The 14,386-nt window shown below is 66.1% G+C and carries 20 protein-coding genes; 5 read left to right on the top strand and 15 right to left on the bottom strand.

The window, feature by feature from the left end:
- Positions 1-43 precede the first annotated feature (43 nt).
- From QOL82_RS19350 to QOL82_RS19335, 4 genes are all read right to left on the bottom strand, one after another.
- Positions 44-1,174 carry an extracellular catalytic domain type 1 short-chain-length polyhydroxyalkanoate depolymerase gene (locus QOL82_RS19350; protein WP_283443944.1) on the bottom strand — a complete coding sequence of 377 codons (1,131 nt, stop codon included), beginning with the start codon at positions 1,172-1,174 and terminating at the stop codon, positions 44-46.
- Positions 1,175-1,215: 41 nt separating this feature from the next.
- A complete protein-coding gene (locus tag QOL82_RS19345; protein WP_283443943.1) occupies positions 1,216-1,854 on the bottom strand; it encodes a glycine zipper 2TM domain-containing protein in 639 nt (212 codons plus the stop codon).
- A 118-nt stretch (positions 1,855-1,972) separates the two neighbouring features.
- Positions 1,973-3,247 (bottom strand): c-type cytochrome, encoded by a 1,275-nt coding sequence (locus QOL82_RS19340; protein WP_283443942.1) that lies wholly within the window; start codon positions 3,245-3,247, stop codon positions 1,973-1,975.
- The gene (locus QOL82_RS19335) at positions 3,244-3,963 is read right to left on the bottom strand and encodes a c-type cytochrome (protein ID WP_430438514.1); all 720 of its coding nucleotides are present in this window, start codon (positions 3,961-3,963) and stop codon (positions 3,244-3,246) included. Before QOL82_RS19335 ends, QOL82_RS19340 begins: the two co-directional genes overlap by 4 nt.
- A 306-nt stretch (positions 3,964-4,269) precedes the next feature.
- Here QOL82_RS19335 and QOL82_RS19330 point away from each other — a divergent pair, with 306 nt between their 5' ends.
- The 4 genes from QOL82_RS19330 (at position 4,270) to QOL82_RS19315 (ending at position 5,691) form a co-directional block, all read left to right on the top strand.
- On the top strand, positions 4,270-4,605 hold the full coding sequence (locus tag QOL82_RS19330; protein WP_283443941.1) for an ElaB/YgaM/YqjD family protein: 336 nt from the start codon (positions 4,270-4,272) through the stop codon (positions 4,603-4,605).
- A 71-nt stretch (positions 4,606-4,676) separates the two neighbouring features.
- Positions 4,677-5,045, top strand: coding sequence for a phage holin family protein (locus tag QOL82_RS19325; protein ID WP_283443940.1), 369 nt, complete (start codon positions 4,677-4,679; stop codon positions 5,043-5,045).
- Positions 5,042-5,446, top strand: a complete 405-nt coding sequence (locus QOL82_RS19320; RefSeq protein WP_283443939.1) for a hypothetical protein — start codon at positions 5,042-5,044, stop codon at positions 5,444-5,446. The genes QOL82_RS19325 and QOL82_RS19320 overlap by 4 nt, the downstream gene beginning before the upstream one ends.
- A gap of 104 nt (positions 5,447-5,550) precedes the next feature.
- Complete coding sequence (locus tag QOL82_RS19315) at positions 5,551-5,691, top strand: entericidin A/B family lipoprotein (protein WP_283443938.1); 141 nt, start codon at positions 5,551-5,553, stop codon at positions 5,689-5,691.
- 210 nt (positions 5,692-5,901) lie between these two features.
- Here QOL82_RS19315 and QOL82_RS19310 read toward each other — a convergent pair whose 3' ends face one another.
- From QOL82_RS19310 to QOL82_RS19290, 5 genes are all read right to left on the bottom strand, one after another.
- Positions 5,902-6,438 carry a carboxypeptidase regulatory-like domain-containing protein gene (locus tag QOL82_RS19310; RefSeq protein ID WP_283443937.1) on the bottom strand — a complete coding sequence of 179 codons (537 nt, stop codon included), beginning with the start codon at positions 6,436-6,438 and terminating at the stop codon, positions 5,902-5,904.
- 86 nt (positions 6,439-6,524) lie between these two features.
- On the bottom strand, positions 6,525-6,791 hold the full coding sequence (locus QOL82_RS19305; RefSeq protein ID WP_283443936.1) for a hypothetical protein: 267 nt from the start codon (positions 6,789-6,791) through the stop codon (positions 6,525-6,527).
- A gap of 84 nt (positions 6,792-6,875) precedes the next feature.
- Positions 6,876-7,190, bottom strand: a complete 315-nt coding sequence (locus QOL82_RS19300) for a PQ-loop repeat-containing protein (protein WP_283443935.1) — start codon at positions 7,188-7,190, stop codon at positions 6,876-6,878.
- Between the two features lie 48 nt (positions 7,191-7,238).
- On the bottom strand, positions 7,239-8,201 hold the full coding sequence (locus tag QOL82_RS19295; protein ID WP_283443934.1) for an Hsp20 family protein: 963 nt from the start codon (positions 8,199-8,201) through the stop codon (positions 7,239-7,241).
- 62 nt (positions 8,202-8,263) lie between these two features.
- Entirely contained in the window at positions 8,264-8,605 is a 342-nt protein-coding gene (locus QOL82_RS19290; protein WP_283443933.1) for a PRC-barrel domain-containing protein, read from the bottom strand.
- A 291-nt stretch (positions 8,606-8,896) separates the two neighbouring features.
- On the opposite strand from QOL82_RS19290, the gene QOL82_RS19285 reads away from it, so the two are divergent.
- Positions 8,897-9,439, top strand: a complete 543-nt coding sequence (locus QOL82_RS19285; RefSeq protein WP_283443932.1) for a hemerythrin domain-containing protein — start codon at positions 8,897-8,899, stop codon at positions 9,437-9,439.
- A 78-nt stretch (positions 9,440-9,517) separates the two neighbouring features.
- Here QOL82_RS19285 and QOL82_RS19280 read toward each other — a convergent pair whose 3' ends face one another.
- From QOL82_RS19280 to QOL82_RS19255, 6 genes are all read right to left on the bottom strand, one after another.
- On the bottom strand, positions 9,518-10,024 hold the full coding sequence (locus QOL82_RS19280; RefSeq protein WP_430438513.1) for a DUF421 domain-containing protein: 507 nt from the start codon (positions 10,022-10,024) through the stop codon (positions 9,518-9,520).
- 58 nt (positions 10,025-10,082) lie between these two features.
- On the bottom strand, positions 10,083-10,625 hold the full coding sequence (locus QOL82_RS19275) for a BON domain-containing protein (protein ID WP_283443931.1): 543 nt from the start codon (positions 10,623-10,625) through the stop codon (positions 10,083-10,085).
- A gap of 119 nt (positions 10,626-10,744) precedes the next feature.
- Positions 10,745-11,308, bottom strand: a complete 564-nt coding sequence (locus QOL82_RS19270; RefSeq protein WP_283443930.1) for a hypothetical protein — start codon at positions 11,306-11,308, stop codon at positions 10,745-10,747.
- A 303-nt stretch (positions 11,309-11,611) separates the two neighbouring features.
- Positions 11,612-12,670: a tRNA dihydrouridine(20/20a) synthase DusA gene (gene dusA / locus QOL82_RS19265; RefSeq protein ID WP_283443929.1), complete on the bottom strand. Its 1,059-nt coding sequence runs from the start codon at positions 12,668-12,670 to the stop codon at positions 11,612-11,614.
- A 567-nt stretch (positions 12,671-13,237) separates the two neighbouring features.
- Positions 13,238-13,546 (bottom strand): hypothetical protein, encoded by a 309-nt coding sequence (locus QOL82_RS19260; protein ID WP_283443928.1) that lies wholly within the window; start codon positions 13,544-13,546, stop codon positions 13,238-13,240.
- A gap of 130 nt (positions 13,547-13,676) precedes the next feature.
- Positions 13,677-13,823 (bottom strand): hypothetical protein, encoded by a 147-nt coding sequence (locus tag QOL82_RS19255; RefSeq protein WP_283443927.1) that lies wholly within the window; start codon positions 13,821-13,823, stop codon positions 13,677-13,679.
- Between the last annotated feature and the right edge of the window lie 563 nt (positions 13,824-14,386).

Genomic DNA, 14,386 nt, shown 5'->3' with positions numbered 1-14,386 from the left:
ACGGCGCCTTCCGCGCAGGCCGCGCCGCCCGCCGCCTGCCCTGCTACCGCCGGTGACGCTCGAAGAAGTCCCACATCATCCGGCTCGCATCCGGTCCCTGGCAGGCGTTGTACTTGAGGCTGCAGTCGCCGCCGCTCCACGCATGTTCGAGCTGCTGCACTTCGCAGACCCTCAGCAGCAGCTTACGGCCCTGGCGGAAATCGTGGAGCCGGTATGCATGCGACGCCTGGGCGCCGGTGCGGGCCGGCTTGTCGACCGCGGGCGCGGCGCTGTCCGGGCCGAGGCCGTTGAGCACGCGGAACTGCAGCGCGAGCTGGTCCTGGTTGATGCGCCGGACCACGCGGTCCTCGTGGCCGTGGATCAGGATCGCGGGCATGGCCGGAAACGCGGCCGCCTTCAGCATCACCGCGCGGATCGCCTGGTTGGCCAGATGGGCCGCGCCCAGCTGCATCACGCCGTAGGCGCCGGTCTTGCTGTGGCCGCCGCCGTACACCGGCCCCGAATGCAGGCCGACCGCGGCGATCTTTTCGGGATGGCATAGCGCGAGGATGTTGGCCATGCCGGCGCCGGCCGAAATGCCGGCCGCATAGACGCGGCCACGGTCGACCGGATAGCCCTTGCAGACCTTGTCGATGATGCCGGCGATCAGGCGCACGTCGTCGCCGCCTTCCTGCGTGCTGCGCTCGTACCAGTGCCAACAGCGGTTCGCGTGCCCGCGCAGCGACTGCTGCGGGTAGACCACCGCGAAGCCCTTCTCTTCAGCCAGCGCATTCATCCGCGTGCCCTGCGCAAACTGCGCCGCGGTCTGCTCGCAGCCGTGCAGCATCACCACCATGGGAAGCGGACCGGCCGGTGCGCTGGCCGGGATGTACAGCCAGTACTGCATGCGCCGCGCGGGCAGCGTGCCGCTGTCGGACAGCGACGAGTAATAGAAGGCCATCCACTTGCCGGGCAGCCGTGTCGCTGCCGCCGGCGCGGATGGGGAGGACGACGAGGATGCGGACGATGAAGGCGAGGGCTGCGCCGCGCGCTTCGGCGCCGCCTTGACCGTGCTGCGGGTTTTCCTGGGCGGCTTCGGCAGCAGGCTTTTCAGCAGCTTCTTCTGCTGGCTGCGCTGCGCCTTTGCCGCCTGCTGCATACCGCTGAGCCAGAGCCGGGTGAGACTTTTAAGCATGACTTCCTATGATCTTCGCCGGCGTTGGCGTAATGCAGACTTCAATAACCGGAAACCGGCGTGATCGCGACGTTGACCCGCAGGCTGGCGCCCGGGTCGTTCGGCATCACCGTGTTGTAGGTGCGGCCGTTATAGCTGTAACTGACGTCATAACCGGCATTACGTTCCACTGTGCGGTTGACGACGTTGCAGCGGCGGACCTGGCGGTCGACCGGGCCGTACTGCGCCTGGTTGTTCATGCTGCTGCCCACGCTGTCGCCGACCAGCGCGCCGCCGACAGCGCCGATCGCGGTGGCTGCGGTGCGGCCGTTGCCGCCGCCGACCTGGTTGCCCAGGATGCCGCCGGCCAGCCCGCCGACGATCGCGCCGCCGAGGCTGCGGCCCTGGCCGGCGTTCTGCGCCGGCGCGACGCGCTCGATCTCCATGTGGCATTCTTCCTGCGGGCTGCTGACCTGCTCGATGCGCGGCGACACGCGCAGCACGCGCGCGTTGTCCTGGAACACCGATGCCGGCGACGCCATCGGCATCGGCGGCTGGCCGTAGCCCGGTGGCGGCGGCGGGTTGCGATAATCCTGGTTATAACGGGAATCGTAGCGCGGGTCCTGGGCCGATGCGGGCAAGCTCAGCATTGCGGTGGCGGCGCCGGCGAAGAGCAGCGCGCAAGCGGTTCTGGTAATCATGTTCGTTCCTTGGAAGGCAGATCGGAAGCAATCGAAATTGTTACTGCTGGGTAACGATATACCGTTGCCCGCAGTCAGCGATCGTTTTTTACAATCGCACACAGTTTAGCGCAACCGATCATTCCAGCGGCACGGTCCGGTAGCGGCTGACTTCCCCTGGCCCGACCGGCGCGCCCCGGTTGCCCCAGGACATGCGGATATAGGTAACCACCGCCGCCACCTCGTCATTGTTCATTTCGGGACCGTAGGGCGGCATGCCGTACGGGCGCGGATTGCCGGCCGTGCTCGGCGGATAGCCGCCATTGAGGACCATGCGTATCGGGTTGACCGACGAGGCGACGATGCCGTTATTGCCCGCCAGCCGCGGATAGGCCGGCGGCTTGCCGGCGCCCTCGGCGCCATGGCATTCGACGCAATGCTTGTCGTACAGCTTGCCGCCCTGCGCCAGCAGCCGTTCGGTGTCCCTGGTCACGGCTTCGGCCGCCGGCGGCGGCGCGTGCTGCGGCAGCGACTTCAGGTAGACGGCCATCGCCTGCACGTCGTCGTCATGCAGGTATTGCAGGCTCTGCCGCACCACCTCGGCCATCGGGCCGTAGACGGCGCTGCGGCCCGACACGCCGGTCTTGAGCAGCGCCGCGAGATCGGCGACCTGCCAGTCGCCGAGGCCGGTGGCCGCATCGGGCGTCAGCGCCGGCGCATACCAGTTGGAGATCGGTATCAGCCCGCCGGCCAGGTCGCCGCGCGCCGACGTCGCGCCCAGCGCATTGCGGCTGCTGTGGCAGGCGGCGCAATGCCCCAGCCCCTGCACCAGGTAGGCGCCGCGGTTCCAGTCTGCCGGCTTGGCGGCGACCGGCTCGTAGACCCCCGGCTTGAAATACAGCGCCCGCCAGCCCGCCAGCAGCCAGCGCTGGTTGTACGGGAAGCGCAGCGCATGCTCGCGGTTCTGCTGCTGCACCGGCGCCACCGTGCGCAGCCACGCATACATCGCGTCGCTGTCCTCGCGGCTGACCTTGGTATAGCTGGTGTAGGGGAACACCGGGTAGAGGAAACGCCCGTCCCGGCCGCGGCCATTGTGCAGCGCGCGCCAGAAGTCGTCGGCGCTCCAGTCGCCGATGCCGGTCTTCGCATCCGGCGTGATGTTCGGCGCGACCACGTCGCCGAATGGCGTAGCGATGCCGCGTCCGCCCGCATAGGGTTCGCCGCCGCGGGCGGTGTGGCAGGCCATGCAGTCGCCGGCGCGTGCCAGGTAGGCGCCCCGCTGCAGCTGCGCGGCCTTGTCGGCGACCGGCTGCGCCGGGTAGGCCCGGTCCGGGTGCTGCATGGTCTGGTAGGCGAACACCGCGAGCGGCACGATGACGATCACGGCCAGCAGGGCCAGCAGGGCGCGCTTCATCGCTGCACTCCCTGCGCCTGCAGCGTGCTGCCGCATTCCAGCGGCAGCGCCTTCGCGGCCGCCGCCATCGGCTGCGGGTTGGCCGGCGCCGGCTGCAGCGACAGCCATGCCGACACCGCGCTGATGTCGTCCACCGACAGCCGGCCGGCCAGTTCGGCCATGCAGTCGGGCTTGGCGGCGTGGCGGGTGCCGTTCTTCCATGCGCCGAACTGGCCGCTCAGGTAGTCGCGCGGCAGGCCGATCAGGCCCGGCACCGCCGGCGCGACGCCGGTCAGCGCATCGCCGTGGCAGGCAATGCAGGCCGGCAAGTTGAGGCGCTTGTCGCCTTCCAGCGCAAGCTGCTTGCCGCGCGCCAGCACGGCCGCCGGCGCCTGCAGCGGCTGCGGCGACGGGTACGGCGGATGCAGGCCGGAAAAGTACTCGGCCATCTCGCGCAGGTAGTCGTCGGACAGGTTGTTGACCATGTAGACCATCATCGGATAGGTGCGACGGCCTTCGCGGAAATTCACCAGCTGGTTGTACAGGTAGCCGGCAGGCTTGCCGGCGATGCGCGGGTAATAGCCGTCGCTGGTCGCCCTGCCCTGTTCGCCGTGGCAGCCGGTGCAGGCCATGGTGCGCCGGGCCATGGTGTCGGGGACCGCTTCGGCCTGCGCGGCCTGCGCGGCGGGCACGAGGGAAAACAGGCTAAGGGCAGCGGCGGCGAGTGATCGTTTCATGCGCCATGATAGCCGGGCGCAAGTGCTTCCCGGGCCATCGCCGGTACCGAAGATTGCGCGATATCGCACGGCGGTCAGCCGCGTCGCCGATTGCGTCAAGGCGAATTTGCTTCCGGGAAGTTGGAAAAATATACAGGTAAGTTGTGCAAAATCCATGACGCGGCTAGTCCCATCCGGTACGCTCACGCCGGTAAAGACTGTGTTATCAACTTGTTATGGCCGTACGCGGTGCTTGGCACAACCCTTGCACAGCAACTGGCAGCAACGCCAGACTGTCCCCTTCAATAACAGCAACAGGAGAATTCCATGAGTACAAGCTATCCGGGCGATCTGTCATCCGCCATCGAAATGGAAGCCGAAGATATGAAGAACGCTGGCACGGGCGACCTGCGCAGCGACCTCGCAGACCTCAAGAAGGACCTCGATGCGCTGCTCGGCAAGGCGTCGACCCTGACCGACCGTGAACTGCGCGATGCGCGCGACCGCCTGTTCGCCAAGTTCGGCAGCGTCAAGGAAGCGGCGCAGGAGCAGTTCCAGCAAGGCGTCGGCATCGCAAGCGACTATGCAAAAGAGAAGCCGATGCAGGCCGTCGCCATCGCCGCCGGCGTCGGGCTGCTGCTCGGCGCGCTGACCCGCCGCTGACAGGCTGCGCTGCCCGCATCCGCGGCAGCGCGTCGTTTGCCCTGTTTGACTAACCGGACCTGGGGTTACATGTGTTTGAAAAGATAAAAAAATCCAAGCAGCTCGCCAAGATGATGGGAGAGCGGGCTGGCGACTACCTGAACCTGGTCACCATCGAAGCCAAGATGCAGGGAGCCATCCTGGCCAAGCAGGCGGTTGGCTATGCGATTGCAGCCCTGTTCGGCCTGCTTGCCGTGGTGTTCCTCGGCATCGCCGTCATCGTGAGTTTCTGGGAAACGGATTACCGCATCCTGGCCGCATGGCTGGTGTTCCTTGCCTTCGGAGCCGGTGCCGGCGCAGGTATTTTCGTGGCGCGCAAGCATGCAACGGCCGCTGCCGCATTTGCCCATGTCCGCGAAGAATTCCAGCGTGACGTCGACCTCATCAAGGAAAGTCTATGAATGTGAAAGCGCCGCAAGACGCGCCCCTGGAAGAACAGCGCGACGCGCTGCTCGCCCGTATCCATGCCAGCCGCGACGCTTACCGGCAGCAGATGCATGCCGTCGAAGCCAGCGCGCACGCGCCGGCGACGCATGCAGTGATGCATGACACGCAGACCCATCCGTTCCCGCGCAGCCAGACCATGCGCTGGCTGCTCGGCCATCCGCTGCTGATCGCGGGCGGCGTCGCCGCCGTGCTGGCCATCGGCCCTCGCCGGGCAGTCAACGGCGTGGCCCGGGTAGGCCCGCTGGTAAGCGGCGCCGCCGGCCTGCTGACGATGACGCTGCAGGACCCGGTCAAGATGCGGGCTGCCACGCGCGGCATCGCCACGCTGGCGAACATGGTCCGCGCCCGCCGCTGAACCCGGCTTAATGCAAACGTCTCCGGCGCGGCTTCCCTGGCGGCGGATCAAGGCGAATACAGGGAAGAATGCTTGACCTATCAAAACTCTTTAGGGGAAACATCATGAAAAAACTGATCGCTGCAATGGGTATCCTGATGGTTGTCGGCCTGACCGGCTGCAACACGATGCGCGGCATGGGCCAGGACGTCGAGCGTGGCGGCGAGAAGGTGCAGGACGCCGCGACCCGCCAGCAGGCCAAGTAAGCCCTTCATCGGCTGAATCGACTGCAGGACAACCGCGCGGCATGATGGCCTCGATACGAGGGGCTTTCATGCCGCGCTGTTCCATGGCCGGCGCATCGCGCGGGCCATAGGTATTAAAACTTCATCGTCTTCAAACCGCAGCCGGCATCGTGCCGCCGCGCTCTCCCCGTCTCATCCCTCCATCGCATCACTGCTGCCCGCGACGCTTCCCTACTTGCCCATCTCCGATTGCGTGCGCAGCCGCGGCTCCTCGTGCGTGCCGGTGGAACGGCTGTCGGTATCCGGCAGGCCGCGCTTCTCGGCGCGGGTCGGCTTTTCGGACTGGCCGCCCTGCATCGGCCAGACGAACACCAGCCGGCTGCCGCCCCCCGCCTTGACGCTCGCGGTGCGCGACAGGCTGGCCCCGCCGGTCTGCGCGAGGATACGGTAGCGGTCGCCGCGCGGCAGGTCGACCAGCAGCATTGGCGCATCGCAGTCGACCGACAGCAGCGGCTTGCCGCGATTGTCGGCGACATCGACATGCACGTTGGCCAGGTAGCTGCCGTCCGTCGTGGCGAAGGTCATCAGCAGGCCATGGGTCTTGGCCTGCGACTTCATGTATTCGGATTCGTCGAGGCCGACGCCGCCGCACAGGTAACGCAGGCCGTTTTCAGTCCTGGGCTGCACCGGGGCGTCCGGCGTCTGGGCCATCGCGGCCGGGCTGAATACGATGCCCGCCAACAGCAGGCATGGAATGGCTTTGAACATTTGCTCTCCTAGTTCGACGCTCGGGCCGTTATCGAAACGACCGCAGTAGTGTACGGCCTCTTGCCGCTATCGCAAGGCAGGCCGTTTCAGGTCCGCAGGACGAAGCGGCCGCCGCGGCCGTTGTCGCCATCGAGGTAGAACACCGGCGAGCCCACCTGTGTCTTGAAGACCGCATGGCTGACTTCCACCGGCAAGGGTGCGGCCGCGGAAGTCTGGGGTTTCGGGGTTTTGGGCAGCACCGGCTTGTCGAGCGACTTGCCGCAGGCACTGACGAGGGAAGCCAGCAGCGCCGCGACCGCCATCGTCTTGAGCAGCGCGGCCGGGCTCAGCGGGCCTTGTTCGGAATCGTCCATTACTCCACCTTCGTATCGGTTCGGGCCAAGTTTGCATCTCCGGCACGCGCAACGCGGCTCGGCAATGTGATTATTATGCAAACATTATGCCGTACCGGTATTGCGCACAGCGGCACCGGGACGCTGTTTCTGCTGCTGCTCCTCGCGCCGCCTGTTGCCGCGGTAGATCAGCTGCCCGGTCAATGCGGTCAGCAGCATGAAGGCATTGGTCGCGACGAACACCCAGTTTTCCACCAGGTAGCTGTAGATCACGAAGCCGGTGGACGCGGCCAGCTGCCCGATGAACAGCCAGCTCGACACGCCGGCCGTGCTGCCCGTGCGCCACTGCCGGTAGACCTGCCGCGAGATCGTCAGGATCAGGACCAGCGCGCTGGCCCAGCCTATGCTGTCAGCCAGCATGCAGGCACTCCCTGGCGCACGCGGCCCGGACGGGCCCGGGCATCGTCCTCACTGGATGTCCAGCCGCTTGCCGCGGCGCTCGGCCGGGGTCGGCATGCGCAGCGTGATTTCGAGCACCCCGTCATGCATGGCTGCCTGCGCGGATTCCGGGTCCACCCCGTCTGGCAGCGGCACGGTGCGGTGGAACGGGCCATAGCTGCGCTCGGAGCGACGGAAGCCGGGCGCGCCCGCCGGCTGCGGCGTTTCGGTGCGCTCGCCCTCGACGATGACCCGGTCCCGCTGGATCTCCACGTTGACGCTTTCCCGGCTGATGCCGGGCAGGTCGAAGCAGATCACCAGCTGCTCGCCGCGCTGCAGTATCTCGACCGGCGGCATCCACTTGCCCGGCTGCCCTCCCTCGCCGCTCTTGGCGGCGCTCGGCCGGCCGACGAAGCGCGAGAACAGTTGGTCGACCTCGTCGCTGACCTTGCGCACCAGCGCAATCGGGTCATCCCAGTTCGCGAACTGGCTGCGCAGCCACGCCTGCGGGCCGCGGCCGCTGTCCTGCGCGCCGGCGCCAGCCCTGTCATCCGCGCCCGCGCCGGCCTCGCCTTCCGCGCCGCCGCGGGTGGCGCGCACGCTCTCCTCCGCCATCTTCTTGAAGCGCTCCAGGTCGCCGGCCACGCGGGTGGTCAGCGCCTGCTCCTTGTCCACCGGAAGCGCATCGAATTCCATGCGCATGCGTATCCGGGTCCGATCGTGCCCCAGCGGCTCGAACACCACGCTGCCGCGGTGCTGGCCTTCGAGGTCGCGCCAGCGGATCAGCTGCTGCGGCACCGTCTCCAGGATCTCGGAATCCCATTCGACATCATGGCCATGGCGGCGGGCCTGCCAGTGAAGCCGGTTTTCCCCGGCGCGGCGCACCTGCACCACGCCTTCCATGAAATGCGGGTAGTCCTCGAACCGCATCCACATCCCGTAGGCCGCTTCAGGGGCGACATGCACATCGACAGTCTGTTCCAGTAAAGCCATGGCCATCCTCCATTGATGTTCGGATTACGCCGCCGCACCGTGCATGACGGCCGGCGACGGGGTCAGGCGCAGGTGAAATACACCAGCCGCGACAGCGAAGAGTCGAAGTACAGCGCATGCCACGGTATCGCCACCAGCGCATTGCCGGGCCGTGACAGCAGCATCACATAGCGCAGCTGGCGGCTGCGCGCATCGATCAGGATCGATCGCACCGCGCCCACCCAGTCGCCGGCGGCCGTCACTACCGGGCAGCCCTGCAGCATTTCCGTCGCGCTCGCATCGCGCGCAAACAGGCTGGACAGGCGCGGGGCGCGGCTGCGCGGCAGTCGCGGCGAAGCGCCGCCTTTCACCATGCGCAGCAGCCCGCGCGCCATCCTGCCCTGTCGTTCCAAAAGCCTGTCCATGGCGATCCCCTGCATTGCAGCTAGCTCAGATAAGACCATCGCCGACGCAACAAGCATGCCCAGCGGTCCAGCGCACCCGCCATTCGCGGTACGGTAATTGGCGGGTAACCATCAGTAAATTTTGCAGGCAGTCGAAGTAAAGATTGCAAATATATCAAGCTGGCCGGCACAAGAACCGATTCAACCCGCCGCCTGACAGGCATTCGGCGCCGGCTGTCCCTGGCGGCGATTGGCATGGAGATTGCTGCATCGACAGGTCTTCTTTCCATCCACTTTCGCCGGGAGTTAGCCATGGGCCGTCAAGCGTCCGAGATCGTCGACATCCTGAGCGAGGACCATGACCGGCTGCTGGTCCTCTTCGCCGCGTTCGAGCGACTCCGCCAGGGCGGGTCGGAAGACGCCAGGCAGACGCTGGCCGAGATTGCCTGCACCGAGATCGTCATTCACCTGCAGGTCGAGGAGGAGCACCTGTATGCCGCCCTGGCCGACGCGATGGACGACCTGTTCCTGCTCGAGCAGGCAGAGGTGGAGCACGGCGTGGTGCGGCGTCTGGTGGCCGGGATGGAATCGATGCAGGCCGGCGACCGCCTGTACGACGCGACGTTCGCGGTGCTGGCGGCGACGCTGACCGCGCATATCGAGATGGAGCAGACCCGGCTGTTCCCGCTGATGGACGGACTGGACCTGCCGTTCGATTCACTGACGCAGGACATACGGATGCGGCGCCATGAACTGCGCAGCGAGTTCGGCATGCCGGATACCAGCCTGGATGACGAGGAGGACGGCAGCTACCGTTACCACGTCGCGCGAAGGCCGCATTACCGCCACCATTGACGAAGGAGAAGAAGAAGAAAAACAGCAGTGACGGCGGTAACGGCTGCCGGCGACCGCGCCCGGCACTGCCGATTCCCGCTATGGATTTTCCTCGCGCTTGATGACGCTGAAGTTTCCGTCGGTCTCGAGGTAGACGTCCTTCACCTTGTCGAGCGAATCGACGCCCTGCTCGCGGAGCTGCGACAGCAGTTCATCCTCGGTGATGTATTCCTTGCGCATGTTTCGGCGCAACATCTTGCCGTCGCGGACGATGCACAGCGGCGGCGCGGCGGCGAAGCGCCGGAAGGCCGGATAGCGGAAGCTCAGGCGGTCCAGCAGCACGTTCCAGAAGATCAGGGTGCCGACCAGCACGAAGCCATCGGACACGGAATTGTATTCGCCGGACATCGCGTTCTGCGCGGCGTCGGCCACGATGACGAGGATCAGGATGTCGGCAACGCCGACCGACCCCACCGCCCGCCGGACGAAAAAGCGAAAGATAAAAAACAGGAACCAGTACATCGCGGTGCCGCGGGCGAACAGCTCCAGCGGCGACAGGCCGAGCGCAAACGCCTCGGCCCAGTCGACATCGAACAAGCCGCTCACGGCAGTTGCCCGTGCAGCGGCTCGCTGCGGACAGCTTCGAAGCCGTCCGCGCCGAACATCACTTCTTGACTTCCAGCTTGTTGCTGACCGACTTCACGCCTTCGACGCCGCCGGCGAGCTTGGCAGCCTTGTCGATCTGCGCCTGGCTCTCGACGAAACCGCTCAGCATGACTTCGGCCTTGTTGGTCTCGACATTGATATCGGTGCCCTTGACTTCGCTGTCGGCCAGCAGCAGCGCCTTGACCTTGCCGGTCAGCGCGCTGTCGCTCACTGCATCGCCTGCCTTGTCGGCGGCATTGCCCGCGGCGGTAGTGGCGGCGGTGGCGGCGTTGTTGGCGGCGGCCGCGGCATTATTGGCGGCGGCTGCGGCGGCATCGGCGGCCGGCGCGGCAGGAGTCGCGGTGGCGGCGGCGCCGGTCGTGGCGCTGTCGGTCGTGCCGGTCGCTGCAGGCGATGGCGGCGTCGTGGTCGTGGTGGTGGTGGTGCTGGTGCTGCCGGTTGCGCTGGTGTCCGCGGTGTCAGTCTTCTTGCAGGCGCCGAGCAGGGCAGCCGACAACAGCATCGTCATCATCAGCGCGGACGTGGTAGTGGTCTTTTTCATGGTGATCCTCCCGGAATCAGTGGTCGATGGGTTAATGAAATGCGGCCCGAAGCCGCATGGTGGAACAAGGGTAAGAAATCGTCAAAATGAAGGCGGCCCCTGCGGGCCGCCGCCCCCGGTCAGCGTGCCGCGCCGGAGCCGGTGGTGCCGGTGGTGCCGCCGGTGCCGGTCGTGCCCGACGGTCCGACGCTGCTCGATCCGGTGCTGCCCGAGGTGCCGCCGGACGGCGCGGTGGACATGCCTGCGCCGGTGCCGGAGCTGGAGTCGGTGGTGCCGCCAGCGGAGCCGCCGGACATGCTGCCGCCGGCGCCCGTCGTGCCAGTCGAACCCGCTGCGCCGCTGCTGTCGGCGGTGCCGGTCGTGCCTGCCGCGCCGGTCGAACCCGCCGCGCCGCTGCTGTCGGCGGTGCCGGTCGTACCGGTCGTGCCGCTCATGCCGGCGCCGGGCGCTGCGCCCGTGGTGCTGCCGGCCGCGCCCGCAGTGGCGCTATCCGAGCCCGTGCCGGTCGTTGCGCTGCCCGTCGTGCCCGTCGCCGGCGCGGTCGCCGTGCTCGGGGTGCTGTTGATGGTGGTGGATGCGCCCGGCGCCGTGGTGTCGGCCGCGCGGCGTTCACAACCTGCGACGACGGCGGTCAGCGCCAGGGTGGCAAGCATGACCTTGGTAAGCCTGGAAACTGAATGCATGGTGTATCTCCTTGAATATTCATTTCGATTGGCTGTTGCGCATCCCCGCTTGGGCGGGGTGACGGACCGGGTCTCGGTGACCAGGGCAGTCGAACAGTACGGCTGGAATGCCGGCTTTCGAATTGCTCTACTCGGGATACAACGCAGTTTCCGTGCCAACTTGGCAATTCCGGCCTCCACTCGGAGAAGGTCCGTTTTTTTCTTAATCGAAATCAAGCCCTGCGGAAACGGCGTAAAAGTTACATGCAGAATGGGCAAGCCTTACACTCATTCCTGAGGGCATTGCCGGCCGGCAGGCACGGCTCAGGCGGCCGCCGGCAAGGTCGCCAGCGCGTCGATCAGCAGGCCGGGATCGCCCTTGGCCAGCAGCTTCGCATCGGACAGCATCTGGCGGAAACGCCGTGCGCCAGGCAGGCCCATGGTCAGTCCCAGCATGTGCCTCGTGATGCTGTTGAGCTTCAGGCCCTTGCCGCCGTGGCGGGCGAGTTCGTCGCGTATGTAGGGCAGCATCGCGGCCAGCACCTGTTCGCGCGTTCGCGGTTCTCCGGTCTGGTCGCCGTAATAGCGGGCGTCGAAATCCGCCATCAGCCACGGATTATGGTAGGCCTCGCGTCCCAGCATCACGCCGTCCACATGTTGCAGGTGCGCATCGATTTCCTCGACGCGGGTGACGCCGCCGTTCAGGATGATTTCCAGGTCCGGGAATTCGCGCTTGAGCTGGTACACCACCTCATAGCGCAGCGGCGGAATCTCCCGGTTCTCCTTCGGGCTCAGCCCCTTGAGTATGGCATTGCGCGCATGGACGATGAACGTGCGGCAGCCGGCGTCGGCCACGGTGCCGACAAAGTCGCGCACGAAGCCATAGGTCTCCTGCTGGTCGATGCCGATGCGGTGCTTGACCGTCACGTCGATGTCGACCGCGTCCCGCATCGCCCGCACGCAGTCGGCGACCAGCTGCGGCTCCGCCATCAGGCAGGCGCCGAAAGCGCCCTTCTGCACCCGCTCCGACGGGCAGCCGCAGTTCAGGTTGATCTCGTCATAGCCCCATTGCTGGCCGAGACGCGCGCTTTGCGCGAGCGCGTCCGGCTCGCTGCCGCCAAGCTGCAGCGCGACCGGGTGCTCTTCCCCATTGAAGTCCAGGTGCCGCGCGACGTCGCCGTACAGCAGCGCGCCGGTCGTCACCATCTCGGTATAGAGCCAGCTGTGGCGGGTGATCTGGCGGTGGAACATGCGGCAATGGCGGTCGGTCCAGTCCATCATCGGGGCGACGGACAGGGTGCGCTTACGGTAATTGGTTGATTTCACTGGTATATTTTTCGATTTGAGGCGGCAAGTCGCTGCTGCGATCCTGCCGGATTCCATCCGCATTTCGTGCTGCGTTGCCAACGCACTGCATCGGCAATGGCCACGATCACGAAACGCGGAAGTTCATGGTTTTCGGATGTCCGGCGCAGGGGGATACAAGTCGGTCAGCAAATCATTTCCCACGAAAGCGCGGCCAGTGAATGGGCGCGCAGGACCGGGCGGGAAAGGGACGACGGCAACTACCGCGATGGACGAAGCCTCAATTCTATAACGGCTGGCGAATTGACTGGATTGCCCCGCCGCGATGGAAACCTGTCGCGGCCCGCATTCACCGGGCCGCGAGGGGCACGGCGAGGAACGTCGGACGACCGTGCTGGATCAGGCGCGGCACCCTGCCTGGACTTTACAGCCAGGCGCCGCGCGACCGGATGCGTGCCCGTTCCGGCAGCGGACCGCGCCCTGAAGGCGGTCGAAAGGCGACTTCGGGCGCGTGCGCGTGCAGCGCCTGTCTGTCGACGGATTCGACATTCCTGCAAACGTTAAAGGTCCGGCTTTCCGGCCAATAAAAAACATTTTCGCAGCTTGCCATCGCTCCGGCGCCGGCGCCGGCGTATGCATGGGGAGCTAATCGCCGGCCGGGATCTTCCGCACATCGCCCCACACGACTTTCCCTTCGAACAGCAGCGGCGGCAAGGCCCGCTTCCGCGGCGACACCGGCTTGTACGAGACCACACGAATCCTGCCGTCGCTGCCCATGCGCCCGTGCATGACATGCGGAAATGATCCCCAATCCGACTTCCGCATGACCAGGTATTCGGCATTCCTGCGCATCGAAGGATCGCCTTTTTTCCGGCGCCGCTCGTCGGACGCGCGGCGGCGGAACAGCAGGACGATTGCGAAGATGATGCAGTTGGACATGGTGCGCAGGTCCATGGCATCACCGCTTCGCCGGATGGTTGATCATGCCGTATTTCCTGGCGCCGATGCAAGTCGCGTCGAACTCGCCTTTTGCATACCTGTTCCGAGGCTGCATACAATTAACCTGATAGAAAGGTTATCGGGATTAATCTTTCGCAAAAATGAGCGTGCCGAGGCTTTCCCCATTCGGGAACGGGTCTGGCATTCGATGCAGAACGACGCCGCGCTCCATGACTGAAACGGTCTCCGCGGAGGCGCGGACGGCAGCCAGGACGTTGTCGCTGGCGTCCATCCCGCTATCCCGGTACAGCCCTTGGCAGCAGGCACATCGGCACAGGACATTCTTCGCTACGATCCTCGAAGCTTGCAGCGGGCGGGCCGACTGCTTCCTGTTGCTGGACAGGCGCTTGGACGGGATGCGCTGGCGCGCGTGGCGCGCCCCATCCTTCTTATCACCTTCGACGAATCGCCCATGGCTTCGATGTAAGCATTGGTAGAGGGAAAGTCGAAGTAGTTCAGAATTTCGCTATCCGAATCGTTTATCGCCCGCCGCTGCCGTGGAAGCAAGCCTGCGGACGGGTCGGCACAGTGCCGGCGGGGCTGCCGCAGTTCGCGGCGCCTTCCGCGCTGCACGGGGAGGCGCTGTGGACAGGCCTGATCCTGCCCATTGCTCATTGCCCACTGCTCATTGCCGTGAAGCCTGGACTGCCTGCCGACTCCCGCGATGACGCCGCATGCGCTGGCGGCGTTGCGCTTCGTTGCCACTGATGAGTTTGCGCAAGCCGGACTGTGGCCGCGGCCATGCCATTTCCCGCCCCTATTTATGATGAACGGCCGACAAGCACATGCAAGCTG

The sequence above is a fragment of the Noviherbaspirillum suwonense genome, assembly GCF_900182955.1.
GTDB lineage: Bacteria > Pseudomonadota > Gammaproteobacteria > Burkholderiales > Burkholderiaceae_D > Noviherbaspirillum_A > Noviherbaspirillum_A suwonense.
The sequence above is the reverse complement of the archived record's forward strand: the minus strand, read 5'-3'. Positions and strand labels throughout refer to the sequence as shown.

What these genes read in the sequence shown, in the direction of transcription:
- QOL82_RS19285 (WP_283443932.1), top strand. Translation starts at nt 8,897, where the DNA reads ATGGGCCGTCAAGCGTCCGAGATCGTCGACATCCTGAGCGAGGACCAT.
- QOL82_RS19305 (WP_283443936.1), bottom strand. Translation starts at nt 6,791, where the DNA reads ATGGACGATTCCGAACAAGGCCCGCTGAGCCCGGCCGCGCTGCTCAAG.
- QOL82_RS19290 (WP_283443933.1), bottom strand. Translation starts at nt 8,605, where the DNA reads ATGGACAGGCTTTTGGAACGACAGGGCAGGATGGCGCGCGGGCTGCTG.
- QOL82_RS19345 (WP_283443943.1), bottom strand. Translation starts at nt 1,854, where the DNA reads ATGATTACCAGAACCGCTTGCGCGCTGCTCTTCGCCGGCGCCGCCACC.
- QOL82_RS19310 (WP_283443937.1), bottom strand. Translation starts at nt 6,438, where the DNA reads ATGTTCAAAGCCATTCCATGCCTGCTGTTGGCGGGCATCGTATTCAGC.
- QOL82_RS19270 (WP_283443930.1), bottom strand. Translation starts at nt 11,308, where the DNA reads ATGCATTCAGTTTCCAGGCTTACCAAGGTCATGCTTGCCACCCTGGCG.
- QOL82_RS19330 (WP_283443941.1), top strand. Translation starts at nt 4,270, where the DNA reads ATGAGTACAAGCTATCCGGGCGATCTGTCATCCGCCATCGAAATGGAA.
- QOL82_RS19255 (WP_283443927.1), bottom strand. Translation starts at nt 13,823, where the DNA reads ATGGACGCCAGCGACAACGTCCTGGCTGCCGTCCGCGCCTCCGCGGAG.
- QOL82_RS19295 (WP_283443934.1), bottom strand. Translation starts at nt 8,201, where the DNA reads ATGGCTTTACTGGAACAGACTGTCGATGTGCATGTCGCCCCTGAAGCG.
- QOL82_RS19340 (WP_283443942.1), bottom strand. Translation starts at nt 3,247, where the DNA reads ATGAAGCGCGCCCTGCTGGCCCTGCTGGCCGTGATCGTCATCGTGCCG.
- QOL82_RS19260 (WP_283443928.1), bottom strand. Translation starts at nt 13,546, where the DNA reads ATGGACCTGCGCACCATGTCCAACTGCATCATCTTCGCAATCGTCCTG.
- QOL82_RS19350 (WP_283443944.1), bottom strand. Translation starts at nt 1,174, where the DNA reads ATGCTTAAAAGTCTCACCCGGCTCTGGCTCAGCGGTATGCAGCAGGCG.
- QOL82_RS19275 (WP_283443931.1), bottom strand. Translation starts at nt 10,625, where the DNA reads ATGAAAAAGACCACTACCACGTCCGCGCTGATGATGACGATGCTGTTG.
- QOL82_RS19300 (WP_283443935.1), bottom strand. Translation starts at nt 7,190, where the DNA reads ATGCTGGCTGACAGCATAGGCTGGGCCAGCGCGCTGGTCCTGATCCTG.
- dusA (WP_283443929.1), bottom strand. Translation starts at nt 12,670, where the DNA reads ATGGAATCCGGCAGGATCGCAGCAGCGACTTGCCGCCTCAAATCGAAA.
- QOL82_RS19320 (WP_283443939.1), top strand. Translation starts at nt 5,042, where the DNA reads ATGAATGTGAAAGCGCCGCAAGACGCGCCCCTGGAAGAACAGCGCGAC.
- QOL82_RS19335 (WP_430438514.1), bottom strand. Translation starts at nt 3,963, where the DNA reads ATGAAACGATCACTCGCCGCCGCTGCCCTTAGCCTGTTTTCCCTCGTG.
- QOL82_RS19315 (WP_283443938.1), top strand. Translation starts at nt 5,551, where the DNA reads ATGAAAAAACTGATCGCTGCAATGGGTATCCTGATGGTTGTCGGCCTG.